Here is a 25,214-nt window from a genome sequence, read left to right as displayed (position 1 = left end):
GGAAAATATGAATGAAGATATAAAACCTCAAGACATAAAGCCTTATATACCAACTGACTCAGCTGGAAAATTATCCAAAGCATTTTTGAGAAATCCTTTAACTGTTGTGCTTGGTATCTTTTTACTAGCTATTGGTTATCTCTCACTTATGATTATGCCTCGTGAAGAAAACCCACAAATGGTAGTAAGTGGCTCAACGGTAATCGTTGTTCTTCCAGGAGCAAGTGCTGCTGAGATACAAAGAGTTATAGTTAAACCTCTTGAGAGAAAGATGAAAGAAATAAAGGGTGTTGAACATATTTATGGAACGGCAATGGATAATGTAGGAATCGTAAATGCTGCCTTTTTTATAGGTGAAGCTAAAGAAGATTCAAACCTAAAAGTGTATGATAAAATTATGCAAAATTATGATATTTTTCCCAAAGGTGCTATGAATCCTATTGTAAAACCTTTGGATATCGATATTGATATTCCTATTGTTTCTGTTGCATTTTTCTCAAATAATCCAGATATGAGCAAAACTGAACTCTATGAAAAAGTCAAAAAAATACAACATCATTTAAATGGTTTAAACAATGTTGCTGTAACACAAATCAAAGGTGGGAATAAAACTCAATTTAATATAGAAGTAGATTTACATAAACTCTCCGGTTTTAACCTTTCAATGGGACAAATCGTTAAAGCAGTTCAATCACTTTCATATAGTGTTCCTTCAGTTAAAAACAGAACCAAAGACAACAAAATCGTTATGGTTGGGGTAAAAAATGCTATTGAGAGTGAAAAAGATATTGGCAATATCATTATTGCACAATATATGGGTTCTCCAATCTATTTAAACCAAATAGCAAAAGTAGAAAAATCTCATGATATTCAAAATTTTAAGTCAGTTCAAATAAGCGTTAAAGATAAAGACGGTAAATTTTCTGCTCTTCAAGATCAAGTAACTCTTACAGTTTCAAAGCTTCAAGGTACAAATGCTGTTTTAATCGCAGATGCTGTTAAAAGTGAACTAGAATCTTTTAAAGGCTTTTTACATCAAAATGGTATAAGTTTTGTAATTACAAGAAATGATGGGCAAAGAGCAAATGAAGCGGTTAATGAACTTGTATATCATCTAGTTTTATCTATTGTAATTATCGCAATTTTATTGGTTCTTGTTCTTGGTTGGAGAGAATCACTTATAGTTACATTTACTGTTCCTGCCATCTTAGCAATTACACTCTTTGTTGCTTACTTAACAGGTCAGACAATTAACCGTATTACTCTTTTTGCATTTTTGCTTTCTCTTGGACTTTTAGTAGATGCGGCAATTATTGTTATAGAAAATATTCATAGACATTATCATGATCCAGCATCTGCACACTGCAATAAAGACGATTTAATGATTAGAGCGACTGATGAGATTGGACCACCAACTAACATCGCAACCTTAGCAATTATCATGACAATGGTACCTATGGCATTTGTTGGTCAAATGATGGGTCAGTTTATGCAACCTATTCCTGCTAATGTTCCTGTTGCTCTTATAGCTTCACTTTTCATTGCTTATATATTTACACCTTATTTAGCTGTACGGATGTTAAAGCGTCCAGATTTTAGTGTAAAAGGAGGTCACTAATGTTTGATAAATTTGAGAAAATAATATTAAGTATTATTCAAAGTTCTTCTAAGAGAAAATTCGTTTTAATTGCAACTCTTGTAGCTTTTATACTATCTATATTAATGATTGCTCCATCAAAGATGGTTTTAGCAAAAATGCTACCGGGAAAAAACAATGACACTTTTAACATCTACGCAACACTCGCAACAGGAAGTTCAATAGAACAAACTAAAGAAGTTACAGACTGTATAGTTTCTTATGTTCAAAAAGAAAGTGAAGTTATTGATATAGAAGTATTTTTAGGCATGGGTTCCCCTCTTGACTTTGCTGGTCTTATCAAAGGTTCTCATTTTAAAAACTCTGAAAATGTTGCAGAGGTTGTTTTAAATTTATCAGCAAAACATCACAGAGATGAGCCTTCGTTTTTGATGGTTCAACGCATGCGTCCTGTTATCGTAAAAAACTGTGAAAAAATTTATGAAGATACTATTATCTCTTTTATAGAGCCACCTGCTGGACCTCCTGTACTTGCTGCTATAGTTGCTGAAATATATGGAAGCGATGCTAATGGAATTAGAAAGCTAGCTGTCAAAGTATCTGATGTTTTTAAAAATACAGATGATTTAGTAGATATTGATATCATGCAAGATGAAATTTATGATACTTATGAGATTAAAATAAATAGCACAAAGATATCTCGTTCTGGAGTGAATGTAAAACAGTTAAATGAAATCATTTACCTTGCATTTGAAGGTATGCAAATAGCTGTGAAAAACTCTGATGTTTATAACGACCAGATTCCTATCTATTTATCGTTATCTCAAGAGTCTAAAAAGTTCACTTCTAAAGATATCAACTCAGTAAAAGCAAAACTAGGCTCACTAAAACTAATGAATAACATGGGTATGATGATACCTTTAATAGAACTTGTAACTATCGTACCAAAAAAGTCTAACCCTTTTATAATGAGTAAAAATCTTCACCAAATGACAAATGTAGTGGCTGAAACAGATATGGTATCTCAGGTTTATCCTTTAATGGAAGCGAGAAATACTATACTTGATACATTTAAAGATGAATATGAAATCCAAAAGATTGGTATATTCAATCTTCAGCTTATAGATAAAAAAACAAAAAATATTTATAAAATAATTTGGGATGGAGAGATGGAAGTAACACTAGATACTTTTGTTGAACTTGGTGCTGCTTTTATTGCTGCTTTAATTTTAATCTTTTTACTAATGGTTATTTACTATAAAAGCTATGCTATTAGTGGTATCATTCTCTTAGGCTCTTTTCTCTCTATCATTGGAGTAATAGTAGGTCACTGGATTATGGATGTATTTACGCCAGATACTTTTTTCCTAACTGCAACTTCACTCATAGGCTTTATTGCTCTCATTGGTATTAGTTCAAGAAACTCACTTCTTCTTATAGACTTTACTAAGTCACTTATGAAAGATAAAAATATGCAAAAAGATGAAGCTATCGCTTACGCAGCATCTACTCGTGCTAAGCCTATCTTCTTAACAGCTGCAGCAATTATCTTAGCATCTACGCTTTTAGCTGGAGATGCTGTATTTGGCGGTCTTGGAGTTGCTCTGATTTTTGGAACAATTGCGGCCGTTGTAGCTTCGCTTCTTGTTGTTCCTGTATTGATGTACAACACAGACTTGAAGAAGCACTTTAATTTACAATAGTGTATACTATGTGAAAAGACTAAAACAGGAAGTCTATGAGAGAAAGTTTAAAAAGTTATATTGAATTCTTTGAAAAAACATTAAATTTATCAAATTTATGTTGGTGGATAATCGATTTTGAAAAAAATCCTGATAACTACTACTGCAACGAATTTATGGAAGATACTTTCTCTTTAGATAAAAATTTGCCGTTTCACTCAGTTGAAGACACCTGCCCTATTGCGGGTGATTATTCATGTAAAACCATAAAACATACAAAAATAGTTGTTGATGAGTATAAAGAGCTTATAAATGGAAAAACAAACGAGTATAATAATAAATTTCCATACTATGATAAAAAATTAAATAAAAAACTTTATTTTTCAAGTCAAGCTAAAGTCTTAGACAAAAATGAGAAAAATGAAGTATCGATACTTTATGGAATTATTACAGATATTACAGCCCAAGAAGAACAACGATATGAGATAGAAGAATATACAAATATAATCAATAAATATGTCATAACCTCAGAAACTGATGTAAATGGTATGATTACATCTGTGAGTGACGCTACTTGTAAAATATCTGGTTATACAAGAGATGAACTTATCGGTGAAAGTCATAGACTTTTAAGACACCCTGACATACCAAATAAGGTATATAAAAATTTATGGGAAACTATAACAGATAAAGAAGTGTGGCATGGCGAGTTTAAAAATGTAAGAAAAAATGGAACAGTATACTGGGTAAAAGGTATAGTTGCTCCATGCTATGATGAAAACAATAATATCAAGGGCTATACATCTGTAAGAGAAGATATCACACATAAAAAAATTATAGAAAAATTATCTAAAAAAGATAAACTAACAAACCTTTATAATAGATCTAAATTAGATGAAGTTCTTCAGTATGAATATGAAGCCGCAAAACGATACGATAAAAATCTTTCTTTGATATTTATTGATATTGATTATTTTAAATTAGTTAATGATTCTTGTGGTCACTTAGTTGGTGACGAGGTACTTGTTCAGTTTGCGAATTTACTTAAAAACAATTTAAGAAAAAGTGATTTAATAGGAAGATGGGGCGGGGAAGAATTTATTATTATATGTTCAAATAGCAATATATTAGATGCAACACAGCTAGCTGAAAAATTAAGAATATTGATAGAAAATTTTAATTTTAATATGGTTAAAAAGAAAACAGCAAGTTTTGGTGTAACAGCGTATAGAAAAGGAGATAGTATAAAATCTTTACTCAACAGAGTAGACCGTGCTCTTTATATGGCAAAAAAATTGGGTAGAAATAGAGTTGAAAAGTCTTAATCATATTTATTTATCGTATGAAAGACAAGCTTACTTAAAGAGTATAATGCTCCTAAAAATCAAGACAACTATTCTAAAGATTTAATTTCATAAGCGACTGCTACTTTATCCTACACTTTTCAGATATTCAAGATAAACATTCATGAGAGTTCTAAAAAATCTTTCAATTACAATATTATCTATGCTTCTTCCTTTTCCATTCATAGAAATTTTTATGTCATACTTTTTTAATATTTGAGTATGTTCATGACTTGTGTATTGGCTACCTTGATCTGAATTAAATATTTTAGGTTTAGGAAATTTAGCGAGTGCATCTTCGAGAACATCAGTTGCAAGTGTTGCATCCATTGAGTTTGTACCACAAGGGCATGATAATATTTTATATGAGAGTATAGCCTTGCTATGCCAGTCTATAACAGCAGCTAAATACATAAACCCACCATTGATACGGATATAGGTGATATCTCCACTGCCGTGAGCTTGTGAGGAAATGCCTTTGGGGTGCCACACTTCGTTTGGAGTTGGAATATAAATCGTTTTCCTTCTGCCAATTTTAGTCCAGTAGTGTTTAAGTAAGTACTCATAAATTGGATGTGCTTGATTCTTGAGGCTAGTGAGTTTATTTTTCGTTGGATATATCGCTTGTATGCCAAGTATCCCCATATATTTTAAAACTCTATTCCTACCAATAGCATATCCATCTTCTTTGAGTTGCGCATAGATAAACCTATAACCATACTCTGAATTTTCAGTAGCTATTTCATATATCTTGTGAAGTAGTTTTATACTCTCTTGACTCATTGGCACTGGTTGATAGTAGTAACTACTTCTGCTAATACCAAGACTTTCACACTGCTCTAACACAGATATTTTATTATGCTTAGACTCTATTAGAGACTTTTAATTATCAAAGTGCCCGTAGGAAATGCCCTTGGGGTACCAAGCTCTTTAACTTTCCCATTGCCCACTCCGCTTTGATAGTTGCTTTGCCCAGTGCTTTTGCTAATCCATCATTTTCTGTTTTTAACTCTTCAATTTCATCTCTATAAGCTTTAGTCGCTCCAGCAACATCAAATGCAAGTGAAGCATTTTCTAAAAACTGTGTTTTACCCTCAAGGGGCACCTCGTCCATTTTCCTAATGATTGAGAAGTGATTATATATTTAGTTGTAATTTGACTTGTAGTCATATCTTCTCTTAACATTTCTAAGACTATTTTAGTTTTTTGTTCGGCTGTATATGTCTGCCCTTTTTTTCGACTCATAAAATTCCTTTGACATGTAATTTACACACGTAATTCATCTCCATATTTCTTACTTATTTTAGCTTTTTTGAAAATAAATCCCGCTGAATAGGTGTTTTAGATTTTAGGGGCATTATAATTCATTTTATTTTAACTTTTGAATCATTTAATTCTTAGTATGAATTTAGGTTGCCATTCCAGTTAATATTTTATAAAGTTTATTTTCAATATAATCAAACAGAAGGAGTTATCATGCGTTTATCTTTCAAAAATAAAATTATTCTCACTATGGCTATGTTTTTAGTCATATCTTTATTAATTTTTGGCGAATTTGCCTTTGTTGATAGCAAAGCAAGCCTTCGTACAGAGATAGAGAAAACAAAATTAATAGAAGCTCAAATCTTAAAAAATGATATAGAGTCATGGTTAAATGCAAAAATACTCGTCCTTGAAACAAGCGCAGGTGATATATCTCTGCTTTCAGAATTCACAGTTGAAAGTTTAAAACCATATTTAAAGACAACACATAAGCTTACCGAGGCTACTAGTACTTATATGGGGATTGAAAAGACTGGACTTGCTGTATATGGAAACAATCAAACACAAGCGGTAGGATATAAACCAAGAAAAAGACCTTGGTATATAGATGCCAAAGCAAAAGGTCACTCATATGTAACAGAGGTTTATATTGATCAGATAACTGGGAAACCAACCATATCTATAGTTACTCCTGTATATAAAAGTTCAAAACTTTTAGGTGTTATATCAGTTGATATATTTTTAGATGAAGTTATAGAAAAAATAAATGAAGTAAAATTTAAAGGTGGTTATGCCTTTGCTACAGATTCTACTAAAAAAATAAATTTTCATCCTAAACAAGAGTTAGTTGGTAAAATGCTGTTCAACCAAGACCCTTCTTTAAGAGCCTTAAAACCTTTTATAAAAGAAAGCAAGTCTGGTATATATCATTATATTTTTGAAGGTAAAGATAAATTACTTGGATTTAGTGAACTATCTAATGGTTGGGTAGTGTATGTAAGTATAGACAGTGATGTGGCATTTGAAAGTGTTAATCTAATGATGGTTAAACTAATTATCACAGGTTTTATTATGCTTGTCGTTTCTTTAATTATTGTAAATATACTTATTCGTATATTATTTAAACCTCTTGAAGATCTCAATATTCTTATAGAAAATCTTTCAAGTGGTGAAGGTGATTTAACTCAGCGGATAGAAGTTAAATCAGATGACCAAATTGGAAAGATAGGTAGAAGTATTAATGCATTTATACAAAAGATACATGAAATAATTGATGTAGCTAAAAAAAACAGTGCAGAAAATGCTTCAGTAGCTCATGAATTGTCAGTATCAGCTACTAATGTTGGCAGATCTACAGAGACTCAATCTTCGATAGTATCAAAGACAACTACTGAAGCAACTCAGTTAAAAGAGTATTTACATGATTCTGTAGCAAATGCTGAAGAATCAAAAGACGAATTAAAAAATATAACGATAAATCTTCAAAAGGTTGAAAATGATGTCTCAAACCTTTCAAATCTTCTTCAAGATACAGCAGAAAATGAAGTAGAATTAGCAGATAAACTATCTCAAGTTAGTGTAAATACAAATGAGGTAAAAGATGTATTATTAGTTATTAATGACATAGCTGACCAAACAAATTTACTTGCCCTTAATGCAGCTATAGAAGCTGCTCGTGCTGGAGAACATGGGAGAGGGTTTGCGGTTGTTGCTGATGAAGTTAGAAAACTTGCAGAGCGTACACAAAAGTCACTTGTAGAAATAAATGCTACTATCAATCTAGTTATACAGTCAATCAACGATGCTAGTGATGATATGAATACAAATTCCGAAAATATCAATAAAATATCTACTATTTCAGTAGAGGTTAAATCGAATGTTTCAAATGTATCGAATGTTTTAAATAAAACTATTGATACAACTTCAGCAACTATTCAAGACTATATAGATACATCTTTGAAAATCGATAATATTTCTAAAGATATATACTCTATAAATGAAATATCTAGTGCAAATGCTAGAAGTGTAGAAGAGATAGCAAGCGCTAGTGAACATCTTTACTCTCTTACTGAATCACTTAACAATGAACTAAACAAATTTAAATCATAAGTTAAGCAAAGTAAATATAGTTATGTCACTTAAAATGTCATATCTATTGCAACTATATAACTTCAAACACTCTTTTATTCCCCTCTTTTTTTATTTGTGAAAAATTATCTAAATATTCTAAATAAGCAATAATATACTTTCTACTAAGAGGATAGTTTTTTTTAAAATTTGCTATATCTATATAACCTTCTTTACTTATTATCTCTTTCATGTCAAAGATAAGTTTGTTTAAAGAGTTTGCGTGGATAAAAAGATTGTGCTGAAGTCTTATGATTTGTTTTTTTGAAGTTAATGATTTTAAAATTGTATCACCCATTTTTCTATCTAAATCTAACTCATCATAGATGTTATACGGAGCAGTTGGAGCAAAGCCCTCTTCTTCTAAGCGTTTTAAAACCACACCTTCTAGTGAACTTTTAAAATCTTCTTCTATGTTTGCATTTTGATATAGGTTTCCATCTTTAACTAAAAAATCTTCTTCTAAAAGTTCTTTTAAAACCATTTCTATAAAAGCTTCACTTGCCCACTTTAGTCTAAGTTTTATAGATGAGTTTGACAAAAGTGCATACTGATTTTTTGTATATATATCTTTTATATTTTGATAAATGATTTCTTTTGTTGAACTCGGATAAATTATTAACTCTCTCTCATCAACAAAACAATTTTCTAGCTTTTTTGCATAATCCAGTGCTTCTGTATGAGAAAGTGAAAATCTTTGAGCAGAAGAGATTAGCCCCAAACCTTTTTTATGAGCCAAAAGTAGTATGGAGTAAGCTTTTGGGATATCTTTGGCTTCTAGTGCCTTTAATAAGTCTAATTTTTGACTTTTTTTCATAGGCTCACTTACAGGATTTAGTATTACTCCACCAGCTATACTTACTCCGCCATCTCTGATAATTATTTTTTCATTGTAGATGCTAAATATATCTTCATTACTTTTAATAGTTGCAAAACCTTGAGTTAAAGATTCCTCAGAATTAAAAAGTAAAATCTTTGCATCTATCTTTTTTGAACCAATATATATAGAGTAGTTTCTGTTGTGATGTAAAAACTTTTTATTTAAAGTTTTAAAAGATATATCTACAAGGTTAAAACCTCTTAAATAACCTTTTTTACTTATGACAAAACCTCGTTTAATACTCTTAGCATCTATGTTTGCTAGGTTTATTGCAACTCTATTTGAGATATTTGCCGTGTCAGTATCTTTGTCATGTACTTGAAGGTTTTTAACTTTAGCCTCTTTTTTCATATCGCAGATAAAAATTTTCTCATTTAAGCTCAGCGATTTACCCAATACAGTACCTGTTACAACTGTACCGATACCTTTTAAACTAAAAGCTCTATCAACATAGCATCTAAAGAAATTTTCTTCTACTCTTGAACTAGCGTCTAGACAAAACAACTTTTCTTTTAAAACTTCTATACTTTGCTCATCGTAAATTGACACTCCCATAGAAAGTTTTATGTCAAAATCATACGCAGATATAAACAGTTGTATATCTTTTATCTTTGTTTTTAAGTCATCCTCTGTTACTAAATCTTTTTTAGTAATCACTAATACTGCATTTTTTACACCTAAAAGATTTAAAATGTCTAGATGCTCTATAGTTTGAGGTTTAATTCCTTCAACTGCACTAACAACTATAAGCACACAGTCAAAAGAAAATGCTCCAGCTATCATATTTTTTACAAGTTTTTCATGCCCTGGTACATCTATGAAAGCTATATTTTTATCATCTTTTTTTATGTTTGAAAAACTAAGGTCTATGGTTATACCACGCTCTTGTTCTTCTTTTGTACTATCACCATCAAAGCCATTCAAAGCTTTAATAAGTGCTGTTTTTCCATGGTCAATATGACCACAAGTCCCAATAATGAAGTTAGACACTTGCTATCTCTTTTGTTGCATTAATAAGTTCTTGAATTTCTTTTTCTTGTATTGCTCTAAAGTCTATTAAAAATCTATCATTTTCTATACGACCTATAATTCTTTTGGCTCTAAATAATTTTTCCATCTTATTTGGTTTAAAATTTTTAACTTTTATGCTCAAAGCGATAGTTGGTATTTTTCTATTTGGCGTAGTTCCTCCACCTATAACAGTTGTAGTTTCAATGATTTGACACTCTGCTATATCAGAGATAGCATCTAGGAGTTTTTGAGCATTTTGTTTTAACTCATCAACGCTACTAAAAAGCATTTTAAGTGTTGGAATATCTTCCAACTTACCAAGTAACACCGAAGTTATGTTTTCTTCTAAAATAGCTAAAGTAATTTTATCAACTCTTAACATTCTAAGAAGTTGATTTTTCTTTAACTTTGAGATATACTCTTTTTTCCCAACGATGATTCCTGCTTGAACACTACCTAAAAGTTTATCCCCTGAAAAACTGAGTAAAGATGGATTTAGTTTCATATACTCTAAAACTGATGGTTCATAAGCATCTAGACCATAAGGCAAATCAAACAGATGCCCACTTCCCATATCATAGTAGTCAATTACATCATGCCTAGATGCTAACTCGACTAACTCTTTAAACTCTACTTCACTGCTAAACCCTTCTATGGAGTAGTTTGATTTATGTACTTTCATAAGCATAGATGTTTTTTGAGTTATGGCATCTTCATAATCATGCAGATTTGTTTTATTTGTAGAACCGACTTCAACGAGGTTAGCCCCGCTATTTCTCATAACATCAGGGATTCTAAAACTTCCACCAATTTCTACAAGTTCTCCACGACTAACTATTACTTCTTTTCTTTTAGCAAAAGTATTTAGTATCAAAAAGACAGCACTTGCATTATTGTTCACTATCAAAACATCTTCACAACCAAGAACTCTACATATTACATCTGAAATGTGAGAATATCTCTCCCCTCTTTTACCTTTGTCTAAATCATATTCTAAATTATTGTAACTAGATGCCAGAGTTTTGATTTTTTCAAATACTTTCTCGTCTATAAGACTTCTACCTAAATTTGTATGAACTATAACACCCGTTGCATTTATAAGTTTTTTTAAAGATGGTGTCGTTATTTTTTTATATTTTTGTAAAACTTCTAAGATTAAATCTTCTTCTTTAAACTCTTTTATCTTTTCATTTAAAATATTTTCTCTTAAATTTTGTAAAACTTCTTTTGTCAAACTTGTAATTAAAGATGTTGAATATTCTTTAAAATCTTCATGTAAAACAAACTTATCAACTTTCGGAATTGATTTTAGTAAAAACATTTTTACCCTTTTATATGTTTTTTATATACTCTGGTGTAAACTTTCGTTGTACAAAATTGGGGGGTATGTGACCCTGGTGGGCACCACAGGTTTCAACCCTGATTGGAGGTTTTGCTGACAAATCCTCGGGAGGTTCGATTCCTTTGCCTTCTCGCCAAACTCTAGTACACTATAATCGGTCTATCTGCACGAGGAATAATATTCCCAATAACAGTTGCGTAACCATAGGTAAAATCTTCTACTCTTTTTATATACTCTTTAGCATCACTTTCTTTCATAGAAATCAAAAGCCCACCTGATGTTTGTGCGTCACAAAACATTAACTTATATTTTTGTGTCTCTCCGATATAAGTAACCTTATCCTCTAAATACTTCATATTTTTTTTACTTCCACTTGGAACTACATCTTTACTTACCAACTCAAAAGCATCTGTGATAACTGGAACCTTACTAGCATCTATAGATAAAGTAACATTATCGTTAGTTGACTCTAGTGCATGACCTAACAGACCAAAACCTGTTACATCAGTACAAGCACTTACTTCATACTCAGCTAATAACTTAGATGGAAGGTAGTTAAGAGTTTCTAAGATTTTAATAGTTTCTAGCATTGTTTGTTCACTTAACATATCTCTTTTAATCGCTGTGGTTAAGATACCCATACCAATAGGCTTTGTTAAGACTAAAACATGCCCAATTTTTGGAGTATTGTTTCTTAAAACCTTACTTGGATGTATCATGCCTGTAACGCTTAAGCCATAGTACATTTCAGGTGTTTCGATTGTATGACCACCAACTAAGATACCACCACACTCTTTTATCTTCTCATTTCCACCTTTAAGTATCTCACTCAAAACTTCATAATTATGATTTACTTTATCAAAACCTACAATATTTAAAGCAGTTTTGACCTCCGCTCCCATCGCAAATATATCTGATAAAGAGTTTGCAGCAGCAATTTTCCCATATATAAAAGGGTCATCAACAACTGGTGTAATAAAATCAACTGTCTGAACTAAGGCTTCATTTTCATTTATCTTATAAACTGAAGCATCTTCAGAATTCTCAAATCCTACAAGTAAGTTTTCATCATCTGGAACAAGTGAGCAAATTGTATGTTTTAGATCTCCCGGACCCATCTTTGCCGCTCAACCAGCTGCTTGAACGAACTTAGTTAACTTAGCTTTGTTATTCATATATTAGCCTTAAATTATTTTATTATATGGGGAGGGTAAAAGTGCAGTAATAGAATCACATTTATGTACACCCAATCCATAGGTAATGTTTTATATTTTACTGATTTAAAAATTAAAGTATCATTAACATATTCAAAAAAAATTAAGTATAAACTACTCAGTAAGTTCTTCTAGGATACCTTTAATCATATCTTGAGTTTCACGAACTGCTTTAACTGTAGCTTCATCTTTGATACCTAAATCACCGATCCAATTGTCAATAGATGGGTAAGCTATATGCACAGTGTCATCACCTTTTTTCTTATATATTACTACTGAAAAAGGAGCATAAGCACCAGCATCTGGATGATTTTTAGAAACTGGATATATAGCATTAAATCTAATGATAGAATAAGTATCGAAAAAATCATAAGAATCATGCTTAAATGAATAAGACTTTGGAACTAAAAATCCAACTGGACTTATTTCACTTTCAAACTCTTCTTTAAAACTCTCTTTTGCATCTACATATGTTTCACCATCTTCAAGTTCAAACTCTGTTGTAAACTCAGTTACTACATCATCAGATGCCCTTGCTTCATGGTTTACACTTAAGTACTTACCATTTGGTAGTGCCTTATGAAGTGCTGAATCTACTAACTTTGAGTATGCTATGAGGTTTGGGTTTGTTACAGGAATCTTTGTGATTCTAGACATACCAGCCAAGGAAAGAGTAGAAACATTAATTTGATTATTTGCATCTACATAAATCGACATAGTAAGTGGTGTTATCATACCAATACTAGGATATTTATGCATAAGTTTCTTTATCAGTTTATCATTTGTAAAGATTGCTAAGTTGTACTTTTTATGATGAACTTTACCATATCTTTTTGAGAAGATTGAGTTCATGTCATTATTAACATCAACTATTACTTCAACATCTGAAAAAGCTTTTTGAACTGTTTTAGCGTTGATAGTACCTTTGGAGTTGTCTACACTAAATATTTGAAGGTTTTGCTCGTTAGCTGATAAAACACTCGCTCCTAGTGCTAAAAGTGCACCGATAAAGATTATAGAAAAAAATTTCATTAGTATCCTTTGATAAAATTATCACATTTTACTATATAAATATGTAAAATATACACTTTTATAACAAATAATTAATTAGTTTTTCAATAGTGAGAATAGGTGTAGCAGCTTATATTAAAAAGGTATAAAAACTTCATACATCTTCTTGTTTTATTTAGCCATTTTTGCGCATCTTGGCTTAATGAAAAACTTTATGAATTTAAGTTACCACTCCAGTGCGTCATTAGTAGCGGTAATTATAGGGTTTAGTATATTTATCTTTTTAATTGTGAGGTTTAAAACCTCAATTATCACTAAAGTCTTGCGTAGTTTACACCTAAACAAGCATCTAGAGATGTTAGTTCTTGCATTGTTTCATCATTGACTGCATTATCTACAAGTATTACAGCTAAAGCTTCTGCATTATCATTTCTTGCGAGTGAGAAATCAGCAATATTTACATTATGCTTTGCTAATGTAGAGCCAATGCTCCCTATTACACCTGGGACATCACTATTTTTAAATAAAATCATATCGCCTTTAAGTGCAACTTCAATATCAAAACCATCTATTGCGACAATTCTTTGCACACCATCATCAAAAATAGTAGCACTTATTGTAGTTGTGCCTTCTGCTGTTGTAAGTTTTATAGTAATTAAATTTTTATATACAGATGAATCTCCTAAAGATTCAGACTCAATTTTAATGCCTTTTTCTTTTGCAACAAAATCAACATTTACATAGTTAATAGTATCTCCACTATTTTGACTCATTGCACCGACTGCAACAAATGTAGAAAGAGACTCTACATAGTTTGCAATTTCTCCATGACCACTAACTTTAATCGCAATTATTTGTGATTTATTCATTTGTGATTCAAGAAAACCTATTTTTTGTCCCATCTCTAAAAACGGCTTTACAAAAGAAGGAATTTTACTCTCATCTATTGGTAAGTTCATTGCATGAGCAAATGAGATACCCTTTGCAGCTTCAAGAGCATTAGTTGCTGCTTGAGTACCAATATTATATTGAGATTCAAATGTATTCGCACCTAAATGAGGTGAAACACATATATTATCTAGGTCTAAAAGTGGATGGTCAGTTGCAGGTTCTTTATTAAATACATCTATGCCAGCAAAACGAATTTTTTTTGATTTTAAACCATTATATAAAGCTTCTTCATTATAAAGACCACCTCTTGCGCAGTTGATTAAAACAACACCATCTTTCATTTTAGCAATCTCTTTTTCATCAATCATATTTAAAGTTTCTTGATTTTTAGGAGTATGAATTGTAATTATGTCACAAGCTAAAATATCTTCAAAGCTTTTAGTATATGTCATATCACAGTCAGTAACTTTAGATGGGTGAATATAAGGGTCATAAGCAATAATTTCCATTTCAAAAGAAGCTGCTCGTTTTGCAACACGAGAACCAATATTACCAAAACCTATGACACCTAACTTTTTACCTTTCATCTCATGGCCATACCATTTTTCTCTTTTCCAAACCCTTTGGTTTTTAAGATGGTCATGTGAATATGGAAACATTCTCATACATGAAAGCATATGTGTCATTGTTAATTCTACAGCTGCAATTGTATTTGCTGTTGGAACATTCATTACAATTATTCCTTCTTTTGAACAACCTTCAATATCAACATTATCAACACCAACACCAGCACGAACTATTGCTTTCATATTTTTAGCAGCTGCAATAAATCTTGCATCTACATCTGTTGAACTTCTTGTTATTGCCACATCTGCAGTTGGTATGATATTTTGAACTAACTCTTTTTTATCCATATCTGCTGCCATAACAAAGTTTATATTTTCATCATCTTGAAGAATCTTCAACCCTGATTCATGTATGTGGTCACAAACTACAACTGTATATTTAGTCATTCTATATATCCTCTTTGTACAGCTCAACTTTGGCTGAAATTTGATAGTTTTTCAATACTCTAACTAAAGAGTTTAATTTTTTAATATTTTTTGAGTAGATTAGTAATTCTACACTATTTTTATCTCGTTTGAGATAATATTTTAATCCATGTTGCTTTAGCTCTTCTCTTAAACAAAATAGTTGATAAGGGTCTAATAAAGCAGCAGATAATTTATAAATTGTTTTACTTATAATGTTTTCAACTAAATCCATCTCTATGAAGGCTTCATTAACAGGATAAAAATATCCTAACCTTTGAGATTTTGAAAAATGATTTAGCCATACTTTTTCAGATTTTTTTTGAGTTACTTCACTTTTATGTTCAAGTGGTTCAAAATAATTTTGCTCTTGTGAAGAATTTATTGAGATTAAAAAAAAGATTATAAAGACGGCAACTCCAAGTGCTAAGACTGGAGTAAACCACTTTAAAAAAATTTGCATCTTATTTGAATTTATCTTTTATCAAGTCACCTAGAGAATTTGATGAGTTATCATTAATTTCTTCTAAAAGTGCCTGATTTTTAATATAATCTAATTTTTTTACAGATAAACGGATACGGTCTCTACGAGTATCAATAACAGCGATAGCAGCTTCAATCTCTTGACCAGCTTCTAATTCTTCTTTTATTAGTGGAGTTAAATCTTCATCACGAATAAGCGCGTCGACACCATCTTCTAAAGATACGAATACACCAAAATCTTTGATATCACGGATAGTCCCCGTAATAGGAGTATTTACTTTATGAGTTGTTGCAAATTTGTCTATTGGTGATTCCAAAAGAGTTTTACGGTTTAAAGATATTTTTTGATCTTCATTATTGATTTTAGCAATTTTCACTTCTACTTCATCACCTGATTTTAAAACATCTTTACATTTAGTATTTTTATCCCAAGATATATCTTGATTATGCAACAAACCTTCAACTGAACCAATACGAACAAACGCACCGAAATCAGTAAGAGATGTAACTGTTCCAGTTACTATATCTCCTTCGTTGTAGTTTTTAACAAACTCATCGAATGGTTTTGGTAAAAGTCTTTTTAGTGAAACTCTTAGTTTATGAGTATTAGGATTAATCTCAATAACTTCAACATCAATCTCTTCGCCAACAGTTAAATGATCGTTAGGATTTTTAACATTTTTGCTCCAAGTAATTTCTGAAATATGTAAGAAACCTTCAATATCATTTCCAAGGTCAACAAATACACCATAAGCTTCAATATTTGAAACAGTTACAGTAATTGTATCACCTTCATCTAGCTCACTCTCAACTTCTGCCCATGGGTCTGGTAAAACAGCTTTAATTGATAGAGAAAGATGTCTTTTATCTTTATCATAAGAGATGGCTTTAACAGTTACAATATCGCCCTCTTTATAAAGTTTAGATGGATTAACTGGACCTTTATAGCTAATTTCATTATAGTGAACTAAACCATCAACACCACCAACATCTACAAACATTCCATAGCTAGTAATTTTTTTGATTACGCCTTCTACAATAACATCATCTTCCATTAATTTGTCAATGATTTCTTTCTTTTTCTTTCTCTCTTCGTTAAATAATTTACGACGAGAAACTACTATAGAATTTTCTTCAGCATCTACTTTAACAACTTGAGCTTTGATTTTACGACCTACTACATCATCGCCCTCTTTAAAAGCCGCTAATGAACGAGGCATAAAGAAAGAAACATCATCAGCTTCTACAACATAACCACCACGATTTTTCTTAGTGATAATACCTTCAATAACAACTTCTTCAAAGTCTTCTTTGTGTGCATCAATAAAATCAATAGTTTTTTGTTGCTCCAAAACTTTTTTATAAGAGATTTTAGGACGCTCATTGTAGTATCCCATAACCATTACTTTAATCTTATCTCCAGTATTAAACATCAACTCTCCGTCTTCACCACGGATTTCATCAAGATTTACAATACCTTCTAGCTTATCGCCAACACCAACTAATGCTCTGTTTTCATCTGCTTGAATCTCAACAATCTCACCTTCTACGATGCGACTTGATTCTTGCTTTTTCTCACTTGCAGCAAACATCTCTGCAAAATTTTCTTCTTCTTCAACTAATTCGTTATCGAACGCCATTACCTATCCTCTGTTACATAAAAATTGCGTGATTATATCAAAATAATGATTATATTACTATTAATACGAGGAAAATTCAAGAATTAATGCGTTTTTCAATCGCGTTTACAACATTTTGAATAATCCAGTCAGGAGTAGATGCACCTGCACTAATTCCACAAAATTTTTTATTTTTAAACCATGAGTAGTCTAAATCATTTTCATCTTCTATATGATAACTATACTTTGTATTATCATGAGCGATACTGTGCAACTGCTTAGTATTTGATGAGTTTTTACCACCAATCACTATCATGATGTCAGCTTTTTGAGATATTTTTCTAACAGCTTCTTGATTTTCAAAAGTTGCATTGCATATTGTATTAAAAACTCTAACTTCTTTGTGTCTAGGTATAAGATAGTTAGCAACTTCCATATAATCTTCAACTTTTCTAGTTGTTTGTGCCACAAGTGCTACTTTTTCTTTAAGTTTCAAACCTTCTAATTCATCTGCACAAGTAACAACAATAGCACCATGAGTCGCATAGCTCTTAACACCTTTTATCTCAGGATGTGCTTCATCTCCAAAGATGATAATATCATAACCCTGCTCACTCATTTCTTGGCAAATTTGTTGTGGTTTAGTTACATAAGGGCAAGTTGCATCTACTACATCAACTTTTGTATCTTTTAATTCTTGAAGCTCTTTTTTTGGTATTCCATGAGTACGAACTATCGCTGTTTCACCAGCTTTAAAACTTTTATGATCATCTGTTAGACCAACTTTAAAATCTTTTTCAAGTCGCTCAATTTCTTTAGAATTATGAATTAAAGCTCCATAGGTAGATGCTTCTTTATTTTCTTCAGCTATTTTTATAGCTCTTTTTACGCCAAAACAAAAACCATAATTTTCAGCAAGTTCAATATGCATAATATTTGTCTCCGATAATAATTTAAGAAATTTCTATCTTTGATATTTTTTGTACAAGTTCAAAAAAGTTTGGAAAAGATGTATTAATACAGTCTAAATCTGTTACTTCCATACCGCATCTAAGGCCTGCTATTATAAAACTCATAGCAATGCGATGATCACCATCACTATCAACCTTAGCACTTTTAAGTTCACCACCAACAACTTTGTATCCATCTTTATACTCGTGTACTTCAATACCACTTGCACGAAGACCCTCAACAACTGTTGATATTCTATCGCTCTCTTTTACGCGAAGTTCCTCTGCATTTTTTACAATACTTTCACCTTTAGCACAAGCAAAGGCGATTGAAAGTGCTGGAAGTTCATCTATGAGCCACGAAATATTATCTTCTACAACGATGCCATGAAGAGGAGCATATTTGACATGTATGTTACCAATGGGTTCATATTTATTGTCAGTTATCACATAACTTATATCTGCACCCATTCTCTCTAAGGCTTTAAAAGCTTCTATACGAGTTGGATTTAGAGTAACACCTTCTAACAAAACATCAGAATCTGGTGTTATAGCTGCTGCAACACCAAAGAAAAATGAACTTGAAGGGTCAGATGGAACTCTAATAACAAGAGGTGAAAGAAGTTGGTTCATAGGTGTTACTGTAGTCTTTAAACCATCAACAATTATATCAGCACCCATACCTTTTAACATTCTCTCTGTATGATCACGAGATAGTTCAGGCTCTGTATATGTACACACACCATCAGCACGAAGAGCTGCTAATATCATACAACTTTTAACTTGTGCAGATGCTATTGTACTATCATAGCTAAAAGCTTTAAGTGAGCTTCCTCTGATACTAAGAGGTGCTAAATTACTGTCATCTCTACCATCAAGAACTGCTCCAATATCACGAAGAGGAGAAGTGACTCTTTTCATAGGACGACGACGCAAATACTCATCACCAGTTAAAATAAAATGACCTTTTGCAGAACTTAATAGTCCACAAAAAAGTCTAATACCTGTTCCAGAATTACCGCAATCAAGTATCTCAGAACTCTCTTTTATACCATCTGATGATATATAAATAGTAGTCCCATCATCTTTAACTTTTGCTCCAAGATTTTTTACAATTTCTAAAGAGTTTAGTGTATCTTCTGCTCTTAAAAAATTTGTTATTTCACTAGTTCCATCAGCTAACATTGCAAACATTACACTACGATGAGAAATAGATTTATCAGATGCAATAGAATCAAGTTTTATAGAAAACTTTTGTGCTTTTTGAACTACTACACTACTCATCTCAGACCTATGCCTAGTTCACTTTGTAGAGCAGTTAAAATTGAATCCATTGACAAAGTAATATCTTCTTCTTCTAAAGTTTTTTCATCTGATTGTAATACAAATCTTAGTGATAAACTTATATTAGAACCTAGTTCTTCATCGCTATACTTATCAACAGGATAAAATCTTATAAGCTCTTTTGTTGCAGATTTTTGTATAACATCTTTAACTTTTTCATAGCTCAAATCTTTAGGCATAATAAGACTCAAATCTCTAAAAGAAGCTTGATATTTTGATATATTTTTTGCAATTTTCAAACCATACGAAAGTTTGTTAAAATCAAGTTCACACATATATGTTGCTTCTAATCCATAACTCTCTTCAACATTAGGATGCACACGAAATAACTCCCCAAGTACCTCTTTATTTTGCAATATTTGTGCACTTTGATACTTATGTGAAAGTTTATGATTTGTTTCATATTGAGTAAGTTCAAACTCTCCTATAATATTAGAGATTTTTTGAGTAAAATACGCAAAATCAATTTTTTTAGATTTTCCAGCATTAGACAGACTCTCCCCAGATGCATCTCCACTAAAGAGCATAGCCATCTTCAAAGACTCTTCTCTTGATGAGTTAAATATGGAACCAACTTCAAAAAGTCTAACAGAAGAAATGCCATTTTTGACATTTAATGAAGCTGCTTTTAGAAGCCCAGTTAATAAGGTTGTTCTTAGTGTATCAAGAGTATTAACAATCGGGTTTAAAATTTCTTTTTCTGATTCTATTGTTTGAAATCCAAAAGATTCTAAAACTTTTTTCTCATCAAAAACAAAAGATACCGATTCAAAGAAACCGCTTCCGGCAGCCTTGTGTCTATATATACTTCTTTTTTTGTATGCAAAGTAATCATCTTCAAGTTTAGACTTTTCTGCAAAGACAAAAGGTTTTGAAGGAATGTTATCTATTCCGACCATACGAACTATTTCTTCAACTATGTCTTGTTTATGCGTTATATCATGACGATATCTTGGAACACTAACAACAAAATTATCTGGTGATGATTTAGCTGTATCAAAACCCAAATTTCTTAATATCTTTGTTATAACAACCTTATCGATATCTGCACCAATAAAATTATCAATTTCTTGTTTTGAAATACAAACTATCTTATTCTCATAATTATCACACAAGTCTATACTTCCGCCATACACAGTTGATTTAGAGTTTTCTTCTATAAGTTTTAAGCAGAAATTTAAACCTTGATTTAGTTCTGGTTCACTTCCTCTTGAAGTTTTATAGTACATCGGACCAGCTTCCATCTTAGACTCTTGCATCTTTTTTGAAATAATATCTGGAGGAATATAACTAGCTTCGATAAGAACAGTTCCTTCACTAAAAGTTACTTTTGAAATATCTTCTTGTATTATTCCAACAGTAGAAGCTTTCTTTTTAGACATGATAGATGCATAAGCTTTTGCATCTTTTTTAAGCTCTATCTTTGCCATTGCTTGATCTTTCTCGCAGAAAAAACCATGATTATATGCTCTTAAAATTACACCACTACTTTGAGTTACATAAAGCATTAAGGCTTCTATATCTGTTTCTCTTGTCTCTTCAATCTGGGCTAGTCTAAGTCTTACCATAAAGGGTAATTTTAAATTTTTTAAATCAACTGCCTTGTAACGAAGATTTACATCTAAATCTGCTTCATAAGAAAGATTTAAAATACGCCCTATTCCAATTCTTCTATCTTCATCTTCATACATCCTTGGTTCTCTTAAAGGTCTATCATAAGCAGCACTTAAATCTCTAGCAACACCTCTAACACTTAAGCAATCACCACGATTTGCAGTAAGTTCAATCTCTATTAAATCATCATTTAAGGTAGGAATTGAGCGTAATTCTTGTCCAAGTTTATACTTACCAATACTCCCATCTAACTCTAAGATTCCTTCTTGAGAATTCTCTAATCCAATTTCACTAGAACTACATATCATGCCCTCAGATTCAACACCACGAAGCTTTACAGGTTTGATTACCATTTCATTTGGCATAACCGCACCAATTGTAGCAACGGCTACATCTAGTCCAACTCTAACATTTGAGGCACCACAAACAATCTGACGAATACTTGTTCCAATATCTACCTTACAAACATTTAGTTTATCAGCATCTGGATGTTTCTCACATTCTAAAACTTTTCCTACAATTATCTTTTTAGGAATTTCATAACTTTTAATACGATCTACTTCTAAACCAATGGCATTAAATGTTTTTGCTAAATCCTCAGTAGTAATACCATCTAAATCAATCCACTCATTTATCCAACTTTTAGTAACTATCATTGAAACTGCTCCAACAACTTAATATCTCCTTCAAATAAAGAACGAAGATCTCCAATATGATGAATCAACATTGCAAATCGCTCAACACCTAAACCAAAAGCATATCCACTTACATTGTCATATTCTACAGCTTCAAAAACATTTGGATCAACTATACCACAGCCTAAAACTTCAAGCCAACCTGTTTTTGAACAAACTCTACAACCTTTACCTTTACAAAAAACACAAGATATATCTACCTCTGCTGATGGTTCTGTGAAAGGGAAAAATGAAGGTCGAAAACGAACTTCTACCTCACCAAACATATACTTTAAAAAATCTTCTAAAATATACTTTAAGTTGGCAAAAGAAACTTTACCTTTATCATCAACAAGTAAACCTTCAACTTGATGAAACATTGGTGTATGAGTCAAATCATAATCACGGCGGAATACTGCACCTGGAGCAATCATACGGATTGGAGGCTTTGTATTCATCATAGTTCTTATTTGAACTGGAGAAGTATGAGTACGAAGTAGCATTTCATCTTTAAAATAAAAAGTATCTTGCATATCTCTTGCTGGATGGTATTTTGGTAGATTTAAAGCTTCAAAGTTATTAAAGTCATCTTCTACCATATTCCCTGTTTTAACAGCAAAGTTCATAGCAGAAAAATACTCTACAATTTTATCCATTGTAGCCATTACAGGATGTAATGCACCTGCTTCAGAAGAAACACTAAACATTGAAACATCAATAGCCTCTGCTTTCATTGCAGCTTGAAGTTCTAATGTTTGCAAAGTTATTTTTCTAGCAGTAAGTTCATTCATTAATGAACTTTTATGCGTATTTAAATCTTTTGCTATTTTTGATTTTTCTTCATTTGGTGCTGTCTTCATCTTAGCAAATTCAGCTGCTAAAACACCTTTTTTTCCAAACACAGAGATACGAATATCTTCAAGATTTTCTACACTTTGTGCTTCTTTTATTTTGTCATACCATTCTTTCAATAGAATCACCCATAATTGCGAGGTTAGAACCTCTTAAATTTTAAAAGCGATTATAGTCAAATATAATTTACATATAGCTTCATTTACCAATTTATGTGCTATAATTTAGTTATAAACATTCATATATAAGGAAAAAACAATGTGCTTATTTTGTAAAATAATAAAGAAAGAAATACCAGCGAATATAATATTAGAAGATGATGATTTCATCGCTTTTCACGATATAAATCCAAAAGCTCCTGTACATATTTTAGCTATTCCAAAAAAACATGTGAATAGTTTTAATGAAGTAAGTTCAAGTACCATGTCTGGCATGACAAACTTTATCCAAAAAGTTACTAATGAAGTCAAAATACAAGAAAGTGGTTATAGAATTATTACTAATATTGGCTCAGATGGAGGGCAAGAAGTTGGGCATCTACACTTTCATATATTAGGTGGAGCAAAACTAAAGTGGGGACATTTAAGCGATGCTGACCCAAAAGGTCACTTTTAGTGTATAAAAAGATATTATTTATTGCGTGTTTAACCTCTTCTCTTATGGCACAAACAGCACAAGAGTTTAAAGACCAACAGATGCAAGGTTTTAGCCAAGAAAAAAAACAGTTTAGCGTTTATAAAAAAACTCAAAAGCAAGAGTTTGACACTTATCAAAAAGCACAAAATAAAGCTTATCAAGCTTACAAAAAAGAACTTGGTATTTTTTGGGAAGAACCAAAACTCTCAACCAATACAAAATGGATTTCTTACACAAAAGATAATAAAACAAAAACTAATATTGATTTTAAAAATCAAACTATCACTTTACAAACAATAACCGCATCTGAGGAAGAAGCTCAGAAAAATCTTCGTCTTGCCCTCGCTAAAGCGGTAACTGTAAATACAAAAACTGTTCAAGAAACAGACCCCTTAGAGATAAGAATTTCTAAAATAAAAAAACCTTTTGATATAAGAGATGCTAAGGTAAAAGCTGAACCTATCTTATCTACAATAGTATTTGAAAATAAACCAACAAAAAACGATGTAAAAACTTATGTGACAAAGCATGTACAAATGCGAAACATCAAAAGTATTGATTCTACAAAAGTAAAACATGCAAAAGTTTACAGTTTAAATGTGAAATTGCCAGAAGATACAATGATTAAACGCTCAAAGATTTACTATAAACAAGTTAGAAAATATGCGGATAAACAACGACTTCCCATAGCTCTTATCTTTGCAATAATGCAAACAGAAAGTAGTTTTAACCCAAGGGCTAGATCACATATACCGGCTTTTGGACTAATGCAAATAGTACCAAGAACTGCCGGAATTGATACATATCAATATCTTTACAAAAAGAAAAGATTAGTCACTGGAAGTTATCTTTATAACAGTACGAACAATATTAGAATGGGAAGTGCCTACTTACACATACTTTTTTACAAATATTTAAAAGATATTAAGAATTTGGATACAAGACTTTATTGTACCATTGCAGCTTATAATACAGGTGCAGGTAACATAGCTTGGGCATTTACAAAAACTTATAACATGAAAAGAGCTACTCCATATATAAATACTAAGTCACCAAAAGAGGTTTACAATAAACTGTTGAGAGACTTAAGATATGAAGAGCCTAAGCACTACTTAAAAATGGTTACTAAAAGAATGAGTGCTTATTATAAACTTTATGGAAGCTGAGTAATTTTCATATATTTATGACGGACAACCTTGAATATCTCCCATATCTATATTAGAACCACCACCTGATATCATTTGTTCATTTTCTTTGATAAGATTTCCATTGTGTGTGATTGAGTATGAGATAGCCGTTGTATCCCTAATAGTATTTATAGTTGAACAATAAGTTTCAAGAGAAGCCATTACCCAACGAGCAGCAGTTGTATCATCTGCATCTGAATTAAAGTCATAAGTAAGATGAAGAGTATTAAATTTACATGGATGATCTTCATTTCTAACAACTTCACCATCTACCCTTAAGTCTGTTACCTTGTTGCCTTGATTTTTTGGTATTAAAATAATGTCTGTTGCACTACATGTAATAATCCCAGATAAAAAATACTCAATAGGAGAGATTACAGGACAATCAATTATAAAACTACTTTTTGAAGTTTTTGCCTCAAATTTCATTGCTTCTTTGTGTGTTATACTTACTTTCATTTTT

At 31.5% G+C, this 25,214-nt stretch carries 20 protein-coding genes and 1 tRNA gene; 7 read left to right on the top strand and 14 right to left on the bottom strand.

Annotation, left to right across the window (positions count from 1 at the left end):
* Positions 1-7 precede the first annotated feature (7 nt).
* The 3 genes from MOV42_RS05640 to MOV42_RS05630 are packed head-to-tail and all read left to right on the top strand — an operon-like array spanning position 8 to position 4,604.
* Entirely contained in the window at positions 8-1,618 is a 1,611-nt protein-coding gene (locus MOV42_RS05640; protein ID WP_324172800.1) for an efflux RND transporter permease subunit, read from the top strand.
* Entirely contained in the window at positions 1,618-3,300 is a 1,683-nt protein-coding gene (locus MOV42_RS05635) for an efflux RND transporter permease subunit (RefSeq protein ID WP_324172799.1), read from the top strand. The genes MOV42_RS05640 and MOV42_RS05635 overlap by 1 nt, the downstream gene beginning before the upstream one ends.
* Positions 3,301-3,335: 35 nt before the next feature.
* Entirely contained in the window at positions 3,336-4,604 is a 1,269-nt protein-coding gene (locus MOV42_RS05630) for a diguanylate cyclase (protein WP_324172798.1), read from the top strand.
* A gap of 105 nt (positions 4,605-4,709) precedes the next feature.
* On the opposite strand, the gene MOV42_RS05625 is transcribed toward MOV42_RS05630, so the two are convergent.
* Positions 4,710-5,495 carry an IS3 family transposase gene (locus MOV42_RS05625; RefSeq protein WP_416385448.1) on the bottom strand — a complete coding sequence of 262 codons (786 nt, stop codon included), beginning with the start codon at positions 5,493-5,495 and terminating at the stop codon, positions 4,710-4,712.
* A gap of 16 nt (positions 5,496-5,511) precedes the next feature.
* The gene (locus MOV42_RS13985) at positions 5,512-5,727 is read right to left on the bottom strand and encodes a hypothetical protein (protein ID WP_416385445.1); all 216 of its coding nucleotides are present in this window, start codon (positions 5,725-5,727) and stop codon (positions 5,512-5,514) included.
* Between the two features lie 371 nt (positions 5,728-6,098).
* Here MOV42_RS13985 and MOV42_RS05620 point away from each other — a divergent pair, with 371 nt between their 5' ends.
* Positions 6,099-7,994: a methyl-accepting chemotaxis protein gene (locus MOV42_RS05620; protein WP_324172797.1), complete on the top strand. Its 1,896-nt coding sequence runs from the start codon at positions 6,099-6,101 to the stop codon at positions 7,992-7,994.
* 52 nt (positions 7,995-8,046) lie between these two features.
* Here MOV42_RS05620 and selB read toward each other — a convergent pair whose 3' ends face one another.
* The gene (gene selB / locus MOV42_RS05615; RefSeq protein WP_324172796.1) at positions 8,047-9,882 is read right to left on the bottom strand and encodes a selenocysteine-specific translation elongation factor; all 1,836 of its coding nucleotides are present in this window, start codon (positions 9,880-9,882) and stop codon (positions 8,047-8,049) included.
* Positions 9,875-11,224 carry an L-seryl-tRNA(Sec) selenium transferase gene (selA, locus tag MOV42_RS05610; protein ID WP_324172795.1) on the bottom strand — a complete coding sequence of 450 codons (1,350 nt, stop codon included), beginning with the start codon at positions 11,222-11,224 and terminating at the stop codon, positions 9,875-9,877. The genes selB and selA overlap by 8 nt, the downstream gene beginning before the upstream one ends.
* Before the next feature lie 58 nt (positions 11,225-11,282).
* Here selA and MOV42_RS05605 point away from each other — a divergent pair.
* Positions 11,283-11,381, top strand: a tRNA-Sec gene (locus MOV42_RS05605).
* A gap of 4 nt (positions 11,382-11,385) precedes the next feature.
* Here MOV42_RS05605 and selD read toward each other — a convergent pair.
* From selD to pheS, 9 genes are all read right to left on the bottom strand, one after another.
* Positions 11,386-12,420 carry a selenide, water dikinase SelD gene (gene selD, locus MOV42_RS05600; RefSeq protein ID WP_324172794.1) on the bottom strand — a complete coding sequence of 345 codons (1,035 nt, stop codon included), beginning with the start codon at positions 12,418-12,420 and terminating at the stop codon, positions 11,386-11,388.
* A 153-nt stretch (positions 12,421-12,573) separates the two neighbouring features.
* Positions 12,574-13,491: a hypothetical protein gene (locus MOV42_RS05595; RefSeq protein ID WP_324172793.1), complete on the bottom strand. Its 918-nt coding sequence runs from the start codon at positions 13,489-13,491 to the stop codon at positions 12,574-12,576.
* A 293-nt stretch (positions 13,492-13,784) separates the two neighbouring features.
* Entirely contained in the window at positions 13,785-15,374 is a 1,590-nt protein-coding gene (gene serA, locus MOV42_RS05590) for a phosphoglycerate dehydrogenase (RefSeq protein ID WP_324172792.1), read from the bottom strand.
* A gap of 1 nt (position 15,375) precedes the next feature.
* Positions 15,376-15,855: a hypothetical protein gene (locus tag MOV42_RS05585; protein WP_324172791.1), complete on the bottom strand. Its 480-nt coding sequence runs from the start codon at positions 15,853-15,855 to the stop codon at positions 15,376-15,378.
* Position 15,856: 1 nt separating this feature from the next.
* Entirely contained in the window at positions 15,857-17,515 is a 1,659-nt protein-coding gene (locus MOV42_RS05580) for a 30S ribosomal protein S1 (protein ID WP_324172790.1), read from the bottom strand.
* A 76-nt stretch (positions 17,516-17,591) separates the two neighbouring features.
* The gene (locus MOV42_RS05575) at positions 17,592-18,425 is read right to left on the bottom strand and encodes a 4-hydroxy-3-methylbut-2-enyl diphosphate reductase (protein WP_324172789.1); all 834 of its coding nucleotides are present in this window, start codon (positions 18,423-18,425) and stop codon (positions 17,592-17,594) included.
* 22 nt (positions 18,426-18,447) lie between these two features.
* Complete coding sequence (aroA, locus tag MOV42_RS05570) at positions 18,448-19,728, bottom strand: 3-phosphoshikimate 1-carboxyvinyltransferase (RefSeq protein ID WP_324172788.1); 1,281 nt, start codon at positions 19,726-19,728, stop codon at positions 18,448-18,450.
* Positions 19,725-22,058, bottom strand: a complete 2,334-nt coding sequence (gene pheT, locus MOV42_RS05565) for a phenylalanine--tRNA ligase subunit beta (RefSeq protein WP_324172787.1) — start codon at positions 22,056-22,058, stop codon at positions 19,725-19,727. Before pheT ends, aroA begins: the two co-directional genes overlap by 4 nt.
* A complete protein-coding gene (pheS, locus tag MOV42_RS05560) occupies positions 22,055-23,047 on the bottom strand; it encodes a phenylalanine--tRNA ligase subunit alpha (protein WP_324172786.1) in 993 nt (330 codons plus the stop codon). The genes pheT and pheS overlap by 4 nt, the downstream gene beginning before the upstream one ends.
* A 139-nt stretch (positions 23,048-23,186) precedes the next feature.
* Here pheS and MOV42_RS05555 point away from each other — a divergent pair, with 139 nt between their 5' ends.
* Together MOV42_RS05555 and MOV42_RS05550 are read left to right on the top strand one after the other, a co-directional pair.
* The gene (locus tag MOV42_RS05555; protein ID WP_324172785.1) at positions 23,187-23,543 is read left to right on the top strand and encodes a histidine triad nucleotide-binding protein; all 357 of its coding nucleotides are present in this window, start codon (positions 23,187-23,189) and stop codon (positions 23,541-23,543) included.
* Positions 23,544-23,587: 44 nt separating this feature from the next.
* Positions 23,588-24,730: a transglycosylase SLT domain-containing protein gene (locus MOV42_RS05550; RefSeq protein ID WP_324172784.1), complete on the top strand. Its 1,143-nt coding sequence runs from the start codon at positions 23,588-23,590 to the stop codon at positions 24,728-24,730.
* Positions 24,731-24,745: 15 nt separating this feature from the next.
* On the opposite strand, the gene MOV42_RS05545 is transcribed toward MOV42_RS05550, so the two are convergent.
* Positions 24,746-25,210, bottom strand: coding sequence for an OsmC family protein (locus MOV42_RS05545; RefSeq protein ID WP_324172783.1), 465 nt, complete (start codon positions 25,208-25,210; stop codon positions 24,746-24,748).
* Between the last annotated feature and the right edge of the window lie 4 nt (positions 25,211-25,214).

It is taken from the genome of Sulfurimonas sp., from assembly GCF_029027405.1.
In the GTDB taxonomy this organism is placed as follows: domain Bacteria; phylum Campylobacterota; class Campylobacteria; order Campylobacterales; family Sulfurimonadaceae; genus Sulfurimonas.
Note: the sequence above shows the minus strand (reverse complement) of the source record. Positions and strands in the feature narration are given on the sequence as shown.

Coding starts and splice junctions, on each gene's coding strand:
- MOV42_RS05630 (WP_324172798.1), top strand. CDS start 3,336: ATGAGAGAAAGTTTAAAAAGTTATATTGAATTCTTTGAAAAAACATTA.
- MOV42_RS05640 (WP_324172800.1), top strand. CDS start 8: ATGAATGAAGATATAAAACCTCAAGACATAAAGCCTTATATACCAACT.
- MOV42_RS05635 (WP_324172799.1), top strand. CDS start 1,618: ATGTTTGATAAATTTGAGAAAATAATATTAAGTATTATTCAAAGTTCT.
- aroA (WP_324172788.1), bottom strand. CDS start 19,728: ATGAGTAGTGTAGTAGTTCAAAAAGCACAAAAGTTTTCTATAAAACTT.
- MOV42_RS05595 (WP_324172793.1), bottom strand. CDS start 13,491: ATGAAATTTTTTTCTATAATCTTTATCGGTGCACTTTTAGCACTAGGA.
- MOV42_RS05545 (WP_324172783.1), bottom strand. CDS start 25,210: ATGAAAGTAAGTATAACACACAAAGAAGCAATGAAATTTGAGGCAAAA.
- MOV42_RS05620 (WP_324172797.1), top strand. CDS start 6,099: ATGCGTTTATCTTTCAAAAATAAAATTATTCTCACTATGGCTATGTTT.
- MOV42_RS05550 (WP_324172784.1), top strand. CDS start 23,588: ATGGCACAAACAGCACAAGAGTTTAAAGACCAACAGATGCAAGGTTTT.
- MOV42_RS05580 (WP_324172790.1), bottom strand. CDS start 17,515: ATGGCGTTCGATAACGAATTAGTTGAAGAAGAAGAAAATTTTGCAGAG.
- pheT (WP_324172787.1), bottom strand. CDS start 22,058: ATGATAGTTACTAAAAGTTGGATAAATGAGTGGATTGATTTAGATGGT.
- selA (WP_324172795.1), bottom strand. CDS start 11,224: ATGTTTTTACTAAAATCAATTCCGAAAGTTGATAAGTTTGTTTTACAT.
- serA (WP_324172792.1), bottom strand. CDS start 15,374: ATGACTAAATATACAGTTGTAGTTTGTGACCACATACATGAATCAGGG.
- MOV42_RS05585 (WP_324172791.1), bottom strand. CDS start 15,855: ATGCAAATTTTTTTAAAGTGGTTTACTCCAGTCTTAGCACTTGGAGTT.
- MOV42_RS05555 (WP_324172785.1), top strand. CDS start 23,187: ATGTGCTTATTTTGTAAAATAATAAAGAAAGAAATACCAGCGAATATA.
- MOV42_RS05575 (WP_324172789.1), bottom strand. CDS start 18,425: ATGCATATTGAACTTGCTGAAAATTATGGTTTTTGTTTTGGCGTAAAA.